At 60.8% G+C, this 12,772-nt stretch carries 10 protein-coding genes and 2 pseudogenes; 5 read left to right on the top strand and 7 right to left on the bottom strand.

The genetic code is table 11. The annotated features are described in order from the left end of the window. Positions 1-50 precede the first annotated feature (50 nt). From BB934_RS32055 to BB934_RS32040, 4 genes are all read right to left on the bottom strand, one after another. A complete protein-coding gene (locus tag BB934_RS32055; protein ID WP_099513898.1) occupies positions 51-1,082 on the bottom strand; it encodes an L-idonate 5-dehydrogenase in 1,032 nt (343 codons plus the stop codon). A gap of 71 nt (positions 1,083-1,153) precedes the next feature. After that, positions 1,154-1,921, bottom strand: coding sequence for an SDR family oxidoreductase (locus tag BB934_RS32050; protein WP_099513897.1), 768 nt, complete (start codon positions 1,919-1,921; stop codon positions 1,154-1,156). A 10-nt stretch (positions 1,922-1,931) separates the two neighbouring features. Continuing rightward, positions 1,932-3,131: a mandelate racemase/muconate lactonizing enzyme family protein gene (locus BB934_RS32045; protein WP_099513896.1), complete on the bottom strand. Its 1,200-nt coding sequence runs from the start codon at positions 3,129-3,131 to the stop codon at positions 1,932-1,934. 194 nt (positions 3,132-3,325) lie between these two features. Beyond that, the gene (locus BB934_RS32040; protein ID WP_099513895.1) at positions 3,326-4,348 is read right to left on the bottom strand and encodes a TRAP transporter substrate-binding protein; all 1,023 of its coding nucleotides are present in this window, start codon (positions 4,346-4,348) and stop codon (positions 3,326-3,328) included. Between the two features lie 194 nt (positions 4,349-4,542). On the opposite strand from BB934_RS32040, the gene BB934_RS32035 reads away from it, so the two are divergent. Both BB934_RS32035 and BB934_RS32030 read left to right on the top strand, forming a co-directional pair. Beyond that, positions 4,543-5,316 carry a GntR family transcriptional regulator gene (locus tag BB934_RS32035; RefSeq protein ID WP_099513894.1) on the top strand — a complete coding sequence of 258 codons (774 nt, stop codon included), beginning with the start codon at positions 4,543-4,545 and terminating at the stop codon, positions 5,314-5,316. 108 nt (positions 5,317-5,424) lie between these two features. After that, positions 5,425-5,553: pseudogene (locus BB934_RS32030) on the top strand (PfkB family carbohydrate kinase); the annotation flags it as partial. 615 nt (positions 5,554-6,168) lie between these two features. On the opposite strand, the gene BB934_RS32020 reads toward BB934_RS32030, so the two are convergent. Continuing rightward, positions 6,169-6,573 carry a PRC-barrel domain-containing protein gene (locus BB934_RS32020; RefSeq protein ID WP_418294798.1) on the bottom strand — a complete coding sequence of 135 codons (405 nt, stop codon included), beginning with the start codon at positions 6,571-6,573 and terminating at the stop codon, positions 6,169-6,171. 1,090 nt (positions 6,574-7,663) lie between these two features. Between BB934_RS32020 and BB934_RS32010 the strand changes: the two are divergent. From BB934_RS32010 to BB934_RS32000, 3 genes and pseudogenes are all read left to right on the top strand, one after another. After that, positions 7,664-8,752: pseudogene (locus BB934_RS32010) on the top strand (ISNCY family transposase); the annotation flags it as partial. 156 nt (positions 8,753-8,908) lie between these two features. Further along, a complete protein-coding gene (locus BB934_RS32005) occupies positions 8,909-9,748 on the top strand; it encodes a class I SAM-dependent methyltransferase (protein WP_157934448.1) in 840 nt (279 codons plus the stop codon). Between the two features lie 137 nt (positions 9,749-9,885). Further along, positions 9,886-11,181 (top strand): ISNCY family transposase, encoded by a 1,296-nt coding sequence (locus BB934_RS32000; RefSeq protein ID WP_099513308.1) that lies wholly within the window; start codon positions 9,886-9,888, stop codon positions 11,179-11,181. A 186-nt stretch (positions 11,182-11,367) separates the two neighbouring features. Here the strand turns inward: BB934_RS32000 and BB934_RS31995 are convergent, their stop codons facing one another. Both BB934_RS31995 and BB934_RS31990 read right to left on the bottom strand, forming a co-directional pair. Further along, positions 11,368-11,697, bottom strand: coding sequence for a DUF1330 domain-containing protein (locus tag BB934_RS31995; RefSeq protein WP_099513890.1), 330 nt, complete (start codon positions 11,695-11,697; stop codon positions 11,368-11,370). 90 nt (positions 11,698-11,787) lie between these two features. Continuing rightward, on the bottom strand, positions 11,788-12,216 hold the full coding sequence (locus BB934_RS31990; protein WP_099513889.1) for a lipocalin-like domain-containing protein: 429 nt from the start codon (positions 12,214-12,216) through the stop codon (positions 11,788-11,790). Positions 12,217-12,772 lie beyond the last annotated feature (556 nt).

Here is a 12,772-nt window from a genome sequence, read left to right as displayed (position 1 = left end):
GGCGCCAGTGGCTCGCGGCGACCTTTCAGCAGACCCTTATGGTCCGTAGATCAGAACGTGAGTTGGACCTTCATGGCCTGAGAGCGGTCTGACGCCAGAGTGAAGGCATCCACCGCGCGCTCGAACGGAATAGTTTGGCTGAGCAGGGGCTTCACATCGACGAGGCCCTTGCCCATGAGATCGACGGCAAGCCGGAACTCCTCGTCGAAGCGGAACGTCCCCCGTATTTGGAGCTCCTTGGCCACGATGACGTTGATGGGCAACTTCATGTCGCCGCCGAGGCCGAGTTGCACGATAACCGCTCCAGGCCGGAGAGCGTCGAGGGCACCGCGGAGAGCGGCTTCGTTCCCGGAGGCCTCGAAGAGAACATCGAACGTTCCCTTTTCTTGCGTGTAGGGTGCCAGTCCCTGCGGATCCTCGGCCACGTTGATTGTCTTTGTCGCTCCAACCTGACTTGCGATCGACAGCGGGTAGGAACTCACATCTGTGGCAACAATCTCTGAAGCGCCGGCATATCGCGCCGCCACAACGGCAAGGGTCCCGATCGGACCGCAACCGGTCACAAGAACCTTTGCTCCCAGCAGCGAACCCGCTTGGCGGGCAGCATGCAGACAGACCGCAAGCGGCTCGGCCATCGCGGCCTCCGACATCGTCATCGCCGGCGCAATCGGGATGGCCTGGCCCTCATCCACCGTGATGCGTTCGCGAAAGCCGCCCTGGACATGTGGGAACCGCATGGCGCTGCCCATGAACCGCATGTTGAGGCACTGGTTGTGCTGGCCGGAGCGGCAATAGCGGCAATCGTTGCAAGGCTGGCTCGGGTTGACGGCGACCCGCATGCCTCTCGAGACCAGAGAGACGTCGCTGCCGACCTCATCGATGGTGCCGGCAATTTCGTGTCCAAGAGCCATAGGCTCCTGCACCCGGACCGTTCCAAAGCCCCCATGGTTGTAATAGTGCAGGTCCGATCCGCAAATGCCGCCGGCTTCGATCCGAACCCGGACATCATGCGGTCCGAGCGGGGGGACCGTGACTTCCTCGACCCGAAGGTCTTTGGGGCCATGAATGATGACACCGCGCATGGACTTTCCTCCTCTTGCCGAACTTGAGTTCGGCTTGTCGTCGTTAGGCGGAACCGCGGATCAGGCTCTTGTCAGAGCACCGCCAGCATGCCTCCATCCACATAGATAATCTGGCCGTTAACGTAGTCGGACGCCGACGAGGCGAGGAACACAGCGGTCCCGATGAGCTCATCCGGCTTACCCCAGCGCTTGGCCGGTGTTCGGCCCTTCACCCAGGCATCGAAGGTCGGGTTCTCAACCAGCGCCTGGTTCATGTCGGTCAGCATGTAGCCGGGCCCGATCGCATTCGCCTGGATCCCACTCGCTGCCCATTCGGCCGTCATGGCACGGGTCAGCATCTTGATGCCGCCTTTGGCCACCGTGTACGGGGCGACCGTGGCACGGGCGAGTTCGCTCGTCAGCGAGCCGATGTTGATGATCTTGCCGCGGCCCCGCGGGATCATCCGTTTTGCCGCTTCGCGCCCGACGACGAAGGCGCTGGTGAGATTAGCCTCAATCACCTTGCGCCACTCGTCGGTCGCAAGTTCCACCATGGGCTTGCGCAGCTGGATGCCGGCATTGTTGACGAGAATGTCAATCTCGATGCCTTCCGCATCGAACCGTTCGAAGGTTGCCGTCACGGCCGCTTCGTCGGTGACATCGAAGCGAGCCTCATGAACCGTGTACCCGGCAACCTTCATCGCCGTCGCGGCCGCGGTCAAGCGTCCCTGGTCGGAGCCATTCAGCACGACTGTTGCGCCGGCTGCGGCAAGTCCCTCGGCCATCGACCGTCCGAGGCCCCGGGAGGATCCGGTCACAAGGGCGGTGCGGCCCGCAAGGGAAAACAGGTTGGTTGACACGGCACAGACCTCACGGTTCCGAACGGCGCACGGTCAGATCGGAGCGATCGAAGACGGCGGGCAGAAGTTCGACGCCAAGGCCTGGACCCTCCATCGGGTACACATAGCCGTTCTTGATCGTCGGAACAGTGGTCACCAGCTCCTTGTACCAGCCCGTATAGAAGGCTCGTACCGACTCCTGGATCAGGGTATTGGGCTGGCTGAAGGAGGCGTGGATCGCGGCGGCAAAGCCGACCGGGCCGATGCAGTCGTGGGGCGCAAAGGGGCGGTGCCATGTCTCCGCCAAGGCTGCGATCTTGCGACCTTCCGTCAGGCCGCCGGTCCAGCACAGGTCGACCATCACCACATGGGCGGCATCCCGCTCGAGCATCTCCTTGTATGGCCACCGCGAACCAAGCGTCTCACTGGCGCAGACCCAGACATCGGTCGAGCGTGCGTACTCGGCGAGCGCCTGTGGCGAGTTCATGCGGATCGGATCCTCGAACCACATGGGAGCATAGGGCTCAAGGGCCTTGGCGATCTTCTTGGCCGTCGGCAGATTCCACAATGAGTGGAACTCGACCATGATGTCCATCTTGTCGCCGACGGCCTTCCGAATCTTCTCAAACGGCGCAATCGCCGTCTTCATCTGCTCCGCGGTAATGTAGAGACCGTTGTTCTCGATGGCAGCAGGATCGAACGGCCAGATCTTCATCGCCGTGATCCCGCTCTCCAAAAGGTTCTCCGCCAATGCATCGGCGTTATTCATGAAGCCGTCGAGATCCTCGAAGGGCCCCCCAGCCTCGCCCAGGTTCCAGTTGGAAACCGGCTTGATGTTCGTTGAGCGGACATACTTGTAGCCCGCGCAGGTGTTGTAGATCCGCAGCTTGTCCCGGCACAGGCCGCCCAGCATCTGATGAACCGGCTGACCGCAGACTTTGCCGAAGACGTCCCAGAGGGCGATGTCGACTGCCGAGGCGGCCCGGTACTCGGCTCCCGTCGACGACTGGGCCATCGGCAGGTTCACCATGTCGCGGTGAATGGCTTCGATGTGCAGTGGATTGCGCCCGAGCAGACGTCCTGCCAGGGTGTCATGGATGTGAGCTTCCACTGCGCCGGCGCCGTAGAAGGTCTCACCGAGGCCGATAACCCCGCTGTCGGTGTGAACGCGAACCCAGAGGACATTCGCGAATTCCTCAGTTCTCAGAGTCTCAATTGCTGTGATTTTCATGGGCGGCCTCTCAAACCTATAGAATTTCCGTCGCCTCAAATGGCGAATTCGATCCGTGGTGCTGGAGCGTCGCTGTTCCCTTGCCCGCAGCATTGATGAGCCCGAGCATTGACAGACGCGGCGTTTGCATGCGGTCCACGTCAAGCTCCAGCGCCGAATTGATTTCTCCTCTTCGGCGCTGGAGCCTTATGACCTCACTGGGAGGCGCGCACCTTCTGAAGTTCCGCCGTCAGCTCCTGGACGAGGGCTCCGTTGATGGTCGTGTAATGCTTTTCGATCACCGGCTTCAGCTTCTCGCGCATGCGGGAGCGCTCCTCGGATGAGATCTCGGTGATCGTCATACCCTTGCTTTTCAGCTCGTCCGCAGCCTTGGCATCCAGGGAGCGTGAGGTCTCGCGCTCATACGGTTGTGTCTCTTTGGCCGCGTCGAGCAGGAGCGTACGCTCGTCATCCGACAGCTGATCCCAGAACTTCTTGCTCGCGAGCACGAGGAGGGGAGAGTAGGCGTGGCGGGTGTTGGAGGCGTACTTCTGGACCTCGTAGAACTTGGTCACCTCGATCGAGACGAAAGGGTTCTCCTGACCATCAACCGTCTTGGTTTCGAGAGCGGTGTAGAGCTCCGGGAATGGCAGGGGCACCGCGTTGGCGCCGAGAGTCGTGAAGGTGTCGATAAAAACCGGGATCTGCTGCACCCGGATTTTGAGGCCCTGGATGTCCTCCATCTTCGCCACTGGCCGCCTGCTGTTGGTCAGGACGCGGAAGCCGTGATCCCAATAGGACAATCCAACCAGGCCTTTTGCCGGAAGCTTCTCGAGCAGTTTTTTGCCTACTGGGCCATCGAGGATGGCGTCAGCCTCTTTGAAGGTGTCGAACAGGAAGGGGGTGTCGAAAATCCCGAAGTCCTTGTCCATCCCAGTCAGCAGCCCGGGACCCATCATCGACATCTCGATCGTGCCGCCCTGCATGGCGGAGGCGACCACGACCTCACCGCCGAGCGTTCCGCCGGCATAAACCCGGACTTTGAGCTTGCCGCCGCTCTTCTGGCTCACGACATCGGCAAATCGCTTGGCGCCCAGACCATGAGCCGACTCCGGCGTGTTGGCGAGTGCGAGCTTGATCGTGCGCTCCTTGATCTCCTGAGCGGATGCGAAGCTGGCAGACAGGACGGTGGATGCCAGCAGGGCCGTTCCCAGGATCGTTCTGAAGTAGGCGTTCATCTGTGTCTCCTCTGGTGTGGCTGTGATGGTCCGCACTCTTGGTGGTGCGGTTGGGCGGCTTGGCGAAAAGCGTGGCGGCCGTGCAATTTTCGAGAGTGAGGTGAACTATAAACACATTGTAAAATATCACAACATGTTTTAGAACACCTATACGAATTAACTAGGCTTCGTCTGATCAGCGGGAGGAGAGGTTCATGGCTGGCAAACGGCAGGCGCAATTGAAACTGGCAACAGCGGGCGAGGCCCCCGAAGCTCCCCCACGCCGCAGTAACCGGGTCAATCTCTTCGAGCTCGCCTATGAGCGGATCGAACATCTTATCGTGACCTGCGAGCTCAAGCCTGGGCGTTTCCTGGCAATCCAGGACCTGCAGGAGATGACCGGCTTTAGTCGCACACCCGTGCACCAGGCCGTGAGCCGGCTGGCGGATGACACGCTCATCGTCATCCGGCCGCGGCACGGTGTTCAGATCGCCCCGATCGATCTCGCCCGGGAGCGAATGTTGTTGCAGCTCCGGCGTGACATTGAGCGATTTGTGATCCGTTTGGCAGCCGAGCGCTCTGGGCCGTCACACCGTAACCAGTTCCTGCATATTGAACGCCTTCTGCGCGAGCGGCGGGACAGCATGACGGTCGAAGAGTTCAACGTCCTCGACCGGCGCATCGACAAGCTCATTCTGACGGTGGCTGGAGAGCCATTTCTGGAGCACACCGTGCGGCCGCTTCACACGATCTTCCGCCGGATCGGGTGGGTCCATCATCGTCATATCAAGGGGGATGAGAGCCTGACGACCACGATCGATTGCCACCTTGCGGTCCTCAATGGGGTGGCCAACCGGCACATCAATGAAGCGGCGGCGGCATCCGATGCTCTCATCGACTTCGTCGACAGCATGTTCGATGTGATGGAACGCGAAATTGACCCGTCACTTCTCGATTGCAGTCTCGAGCCACTGATCGTGCCACGATAAGGGTAAGCGGCGTGCAAGCATCTCCATGCCCGATTCAGTCGTGCGCGATGACGCTGTTGATCCAAAACAACGGCATGATGCCATTTCGCTGCCTGTTCTGATGGAGAGATGACGGTGTCCCGGATGGCTTGCATCGGCGAGTGCATGATCGAGCTTAGGGAGGAGGCAGACGGCCGCCTGTCCCGCGGCTATGGCGGGGATACACTCAACACAGCCGTCTATCTGGCCCGCCTGGGGGCGCGTTGACTATGGTGATGGAGATGTGGCCAAGGCCAAGGACGGATCGGAGGACCTGAAGCTGCTGACGGCGTGCAACCTGCCGCTAGGGCAGCTGCGCACAGATGGTCAGCGCGACACTTGCTGCTGTGATGGCTGTCGCTGCAAGCCCAAGCTCAATCGAGAAATGACGCGCAACAGCGAAATGAAAAAGCTGCTTGACCACGGTTCTGCCCCGGCAATCGATTTTATAATAGTATAATTGACCGTCACCTAACCCAGCCGCTTCTGAAGTCAACGGATGTAATGAGGGTTTCGAGTAGGATTGGCTTGTGCGGCCCCTTATCGAATCTGAGTGTGTCTTTCTTGCCGCTCCCCTCACATAGCAGGCGGCGATTTCAGGCGGGAAGGTACTTGCCCCCTCCGACCCCTCAACGCCGCCGAGCATCACCCTGTAGCAAACCAAAGAGCCCCAGGAGTTAGCGGCCTGAGGCTCCCACTCGGTCAGGAGTTGCTGCCTAGCTATGCCAAAGGGAGTTAAGACCGCTAGGCACGAAAGATAACGCCGTTCGTGTGCATCCGGTTCGCTAAACCCTTAAGGAACAAGATTTATCAAGGAGCGGCTCCCGCAAGAGGTTAAATCGGGCCCCTTGGATAATCATGCCAGTAGTCCCTCATCTCCTGCTGACGCTTGCGGTCAGGCCACAACTCATCGTCACCCTCAATGCAGAACGATGGTGCACCTTGCACCTGCTCCTTGGTGATGTCGGTGCGGTAGCCCTCAAGGTCTCTGGCATAGGAAAGCTTATCCCATGGGACCGTGCGATGGTGAACACCAATGCCGAGAAAGCCGCCAAAGGTCACGTCCACATACAGGACGCGTCCACTGACTTTCTCGATCAGCAGCCGCTTGATCGTGCCGATCTGCCGGCCCTGTTGGTTGTACACCGCCGTGCCTTCAACACGATCACTCCCGATCACCGGATGAAATGAGGCTGCCTCGTTGCTTGCTTCCCACAAAAAGAAGCCATTCTTCAGTATTCCGGCTGAAACGATGGCTCGGCCTACGCTGAAGGTCCACTGCTCGTCTAGGCTGAGCTGTCGCACAACCGTCCAAGGCCCACTCGCAGCCGGAAGCTTTTCGCCTGCAGAACTGCCAGTGAAGCCATATAGATTCGGGTCTGCCTCGGACTGAAAGACGTAGCAGGGCCTCATGGGCTCCTCGTCGCGAAAGAACACACAGCTATTGCCTCAATCATCCACGGCCGAAACAGAAAAGCAATACTAGGATATTTAGGATAATGCCAGTATATAGGCCTAAGATTGAGCCAATAAATGCCTGATACTGAATATAAAATACATCAGCTAAGCTTTCTCTTGTTCCTTCGGCTGACAAAAGCGCCCTTAACTAAGCCTTTACCTGACCGTCAAGACTGACCAAGTAACTCTCTGAGCTGATCTCTGTGCTGAGCGGAGTCCGTCGTTAGCGGAGAGTGAACCCTTGCCGTGCCGCGACGGGCACCGTCGTGACGTCTAGCCTGTTCCAAGCTAACTGTTGCACCTCCTGAATGGGATGACGTTACCGCCGATCTCGACTGCCTTCGGCAGGCGCGACAGCTCAACGACTGCGCGGGCACGGTACAGTCTCCACATTGGGCTGACCACCGGCTGGATAGGGATCGCCGGGTTGAACGTCCACCAAGACTCCCACTCCTGGGCGGTGAAGTCTTCGCCGTACGCGTGCGTCACGTTCTGGTCCGGGTCGAGGCCATCATCGGAGTATAGGGCCTTCGCCTTGGCCTCGATCTCGGCATTCGTTACGCGGGCTGTAGCACTTACCCCTGCGTGCAACATGGGTCCGGAACAAGATCTGCTCCCAAAAACACCCTAACGCAGTACGTAGCAAGAACGTGGACCTGTAAACCGGACGAACGTGCCTTCACATTGGCTGAATCCCGCTTTCAACTGAGCGTCTGAGCCATCATCCTGGGACGAACAACTGATGGAGCAGCGTACTCCTTCCCGAGGCCTTGCTTACGAGAGACGGTCGCCGTCGAGATAAGTTCGAGAAAGCAAGTTAATGCAATAGTTTCAACCGGGTACCCAATCGACGGGAACATCGTCGTGGGCCACGCTTAGGAGTCAGGTCGCAAGCCTTACCCGAAAGGTTGCCGATCCGTTCTACCTTAGCGTGTCAATGGGAACAGATCTTGCGCTGGCCCCTGACTGCCGGGTGTCACGGGAGACCCTGCGCAAGTGGATGATCGAAGACGGTCTGTGGCTGGATCGCCGCCGACGCCTTCCTTCGGTTCATCAGCCACGCAATCGCCGCGAGCGCAGGGGCGAACTGATCCAGATCGACGGCTCCAAGCATTGGTGGTTCGAGAACCGTGGCCCACAATGCACGCTTCTGGCTTATATCGATGATGCCACCAGTCAGCTCATGCATGCCGCTTTCGTGCCCTCGGAATCCACCTTCGATTATCTGCGCGAGACGCATAAATACGTCGCAGCCCATGGCCGTCCGATCGCCTTCTACTCGGACAAGCACGCCATCTTCCGGGTCAGCAACACCGCCGCGGACGGCGGCGACGGCATGACCCAGTTCGGGCGGGCGCTGCATGAACTCAACATCGACATCCTCTGCGCCAACACACCGGCTGCCAAGGGCCGCATCGAGCGCTCGTTCGGCACGCTCCAGGATCGCCTGGTCAAGGAGATGCGGCTTGCCGGCATATCGACGATCGAGGCAGCAAACGCCTTCCTGCCGGGGTTCCTGGCCGATCATAACCGGCGTTTCGCCAAGGAGCCCATCAGCCCCTCGGATGCGCACCGTCCGGTGCCGCAGGACATGGTGCTGGAGGATATCTTCGCCTGGAAAGAGGAGCGCACCGTCACCCGCAATCTGACGCTCCAGTACGACAAGGTGCTGTTCCTGCTCGAGCCCACTGAGCTGACGCGCCCTCTCGCCCGCCAGCGTGTGACGGTGATCGACTATCCGGACGGACGGCTGGCGATCCGGCACAACGGGGTCGACCTGCCATACCGCACCTATGACAAGCTGCGGCGGGTGACCCAGGCGGCGATTGTCGAGAACAAGCGCCTGAGTGAGGTGCTGGCCTATGTGGCGCAGCGTCAGCAGGAGCGGGACGAGCAGCGCTCGGCCAAGGCGCCGCGCCGGCGGGGGCAGGGTGAGCGTCACATGTTCAAGACACCGTAAGGCGCCCCAACCGGTTTTAGTCCCAGGGTGTCATGTCGACTTTGCACGCGGAGTGCCATTTCTGGATTGCACCGAGATCGCGGACGAGCCCGAATTTCCTTTTCCTGGGCTTGGGCACATAGTGCTCCAGGGATCATGCGTCTGGAGAACCCTGCAATGACAACCGACAGCTACATGTTCGGCTGGTCGACAGGAGAGTTGCAGCGCCTGACACGACAGGCTGCGCTGGTCGAACCAGAGACGGAGGACCTCTTCCGGCGCGCCGGCATCACAGCTGGCATGCAGGTCCTGGATGTCGGCAGCGGAGCAGGCGATGTGGCCTTGCTGGTGGGGCGGCTGGTCCGCCCCGGCGGATCTGTCCTCGGCATCGAGCAGTCGGCTGACTCCGCCGCTCTTGCGACCCATCGGGCTGCAGCTGCAGGCAATGTGCCCGTGCACTTTGAAGTGGGCGATCTCAACACCTACGAGCCCTCGGCGGACTATGATGCCGTGGTCGGGCGCTTTGTGTTGCCCTACCTGGCTGATCCGCCTGGCGTGCTCCGGCGGCTCGCCTCCCGTGTGCGGCCTGGCGGAGTCATCGCTTTCATGGAGTTCGATGTCACGCGGATCGAAAGCGTGCCGGAGGCCCCGTTGTTTCGCACCGCCGCCACTTGGATCACGCGCGCTTTTGAGGGAGGCAGCATTGATCCCGCCCTGGGGTCCCGCCTCGGAACCGTGTTCCGTGACGCTGGCCTGCCATGGCCGTACCTGACCTCATTTCAGAAGGTCTCCTGCGGGCCGGACGGGTCCTACTGGCTGTTTGCCGAGACCGTTCGCACGTTGCTGCCGCAGATCATACGGCTTGGTCTCGTCACGGCCGAGCAGGTGGACATCGAAAGCCTTGCCGACCGACTGCGGGAAGAAGCCGTGGCTGCGCGGCTCACTGCGTTCTCGCCCCGCTGGGTTGGTGGCTGGGTCCGGGTGCCGTTACAGAGTGCGGAAGCGTCAGGCACTTAACCGGGCACTTCGAGGGTGCCGGTTCCATAAATGAGCTTATCGGAAATTCGCCTGTAGAACCCCGTTAGAAAGGTCACTCCTCTCCCCGTTACAAATGTCACTCTCCCTGGGTGATGGTGCTGGGGAGATTGGGTCTGATGACGGTGATCGGGATGAGCCGGCCGGAGATCGATCGGGTTCACATTCTGCGGGACGTCGTGGCGGAGCGAATTACGGTGCGCGAAGCTGCCCAACTGCTGCGGATCACACGGCGCCAAGTGTTCCGATTACTCAAGGCCTATCAGACCGGTGGTCCCACGGCCTTGGTGTCGCGCCGGCGCGGCAAGCCCAGCAACCGCTCCTACCCGGCGGCGCTGCGGACCGAGGTGCTGGCGCTGATCACAGCCAACTATGCCGATTTCGGCCCGACGCTCGCCTGCGAGAAGCTCGCCGAGCGGCACGGCATCGATCTGGGTGTCGAGACGATCCGGCGCTGGATGATCGCGGCGGGTCTCTGGCAGGAGCGCCGGCAGAAGCTCAAAGGGGTGCACCAGCCGCGCTATCGGCGCGACTGCGTCGGCGAACTCGTCCAGATCGACGGCTCCGAGCACTACTGGTTCGAGGATCGCGGCCCACCCTGCACGCTTCTGGTCTACATTGACGATGCCACCAGCCGGCTGATGCACCTGAAGTTCGTCGAGACCGAGTCGACCTTTGATTATTTCCGATCGACCCGGGAGTACCTGGAGGCCTACGGCAAGCCGGTGGCGTTCTACTCCGACAAGCATGCCGTCTTCCGCGTCAACGGCAAAGGAGCGGTGGGCGGTGACGGCATGACCCAGTTCGGGCGAGCCCTGCATCAGCTCAACATCGACATCATCTGCGCCAACTCGCCCCAAGCCAAAGGCCGCGTCGAGCGCGCCAACGGCACCTTGCAGGACCGCCTGGTCAAGGAGATGCGACTGGCTGGGATCTCGACCCTTGAGGCGGGCAATGCCTTCCTGCCGGCATTCATGGCGGACTTCAACCGCCGCTTTGCCAAGGCGCCCTACAGCGACAAGGACCTGCATCGCCCGCTCAGCGAGGACGATGAGCTGGATGACGTGTTCGCCTGGCGGGAGGAGCGGACGGTCTCGCGCAATCTGACCCTGCAGTACGACCAGGTGCTGTTCATTCTCGAGCCGAACGCGATCACGCTGTCCCTCGCCCGCCAGCGGGTGACCGTCTACGACTATCCGGATGGGCGCTTTGCCATCAAGCACAAGGGCCTGGAGCTGCCCTACAGGCCCTTTGACCGACGCCAGCAGGTGGATCAGGCGGCGGTCGTCGAGAACAAGCGGCTGGGTCCGGTTCTGGCCTACATTGCCGAGCGGCAGAAGGAGCTCGACATGAGCCGGAGCAACAGCGCCCCGCGGCGGCGCGGCCAAGGCAAGAGCCTGTTCAAGGTGGGTTGAGCTCTCAGCAGTCACTCCCCGGAGGTGACATCTCTAATGAGGACAATCAGCGACTTGTCTAATGAGTTCTGACATCGCGCTCGAACGAGTGAAGGCCCGGATCACTCGCCGCACATCTAAGGCCTCGTCGGCGAGCCGCTCCCCGCTCCAAGGCCGTCGCCAGCGTGCCTAGCGGATACGGCGGTTTCAGCGACCCGCCGAGAGATAAGGAATTGAGCCCGCCACATCCGTGTCGTCGATGACGTAAAAGCGACTGATACTCCCAGCCTGCCTCGCCTTTCCGAAGGGCGCGTACTCGGGATCGCTCACGAAGGCCTCAACGGCCTCCATGGAGGGGATCTGAACCAGGGCTATCAGGGTCGTATCAGGTTCCTCACCCTCAATCGTCCTGATGTTGCCGCTGCGGGAGAGGTACTTTCCGCCGTGCTTGGCAACAATGTCATGCACTTTTGCAGCGTATTCGGGAATCCAGGACTCGTCGGTGACCTTTACGTTGGCAATCAGGAATACGGCCATCATCGTCCTCCATTCTCAATTTCGCTCGCCTGATCGACTTGGCTCTTCGCCCTTACATCCACCCAGCCAGGCGCACTATCTCCGCGATCCTCACACTCTCTCGAATTGGACCAGGTGAAAACCAAGCTCGCCGGTGTGAGGGTCTTTCGCTGGGGCGCTCCGGAGCATCAGCTTGTCCCCCTCGAGCTGGTAGAACCGGACTTGATCAGTCCCGGTCCAAGTCTGGTTCCACGACGCATCCACATGGTGGACCACTTTCTCCTCATCGACCGTGTAGGTTCCAGCGTAGGCGAGCATGCTGTCGAAGAGCCGAACTCGCTCTTCTTCAGTGGGCGGGAGGGTTGTCGGGGGCGGCCGATCTCGCTTGACCACAATGACGGAGCAGCGCCCGTCCGCACCGTAGGTGATGTAGCCTACCGGCTCGGGGCCGAGGGCATCCGTTCTCTCGCCCGTTGCGAGAACCTCACGCTGCCATGACACCATCTTCCAGGTCCCGAGAAGGGCAGCACGGTCGGGCATGGTCATCTCCCAAGCACCAATCAGGTGAGCTTATCACAGCTTCAGCGTGCGCGTGTCCCTCGGCCGTTCTATAAACGGCCTTCCGCGAAATTCGGCCCTCCAGCCGAAAGGGCGACGCCGGCGCGATGGGGGTTGGAGAACCTCCCGATCGGCCGGCGTCGGGGCCTCGCGATCAAGGCCGCCCAGCGGACCAGGCCATGAGAAGCCGCAGACCTCAGATTAGCCGTTCAGGAGGTCGCTCCAAAGCTATCCTTTGGCTTATACCACCTCTACCACCTCCCCGATTTTCTGCGCGAAATTGGCGTTATGGAACACGGGACGGGAGACGGAGCAGGTCGCGCGCGCATGAGGCCTTTCTGCTATTCTTCATCAGGGCTGGTGGTTCAATCCGCACGACGCGGGAGGATCCCATGCGACAAGCGTGGCTTGGCTTGGTTGGGGTGATGGCGGCAGGGGCTGCCTGTGCCGAGAGCTATAGCTTTGTGGCTGTTATCCAAGGTGCGTATCAAGAGCAGACGTCCATCGAGTGTGATGGGCCGAGGGTTCCTGGGCGGGT

The organism is Microvirga ossetica (assembly GCF_002741015.1).
In the GTDB taxonomy this organism is placed as follows: Bacteria; Pseudomonadota; Alphaproteobacteria; order Rhizobiales; family Beijerinckiaceae; genus Microvirga; species Microvirga ossetica.
This window is presented reverse-complemented; position numbering and strand designations above follow the sequence as displayed.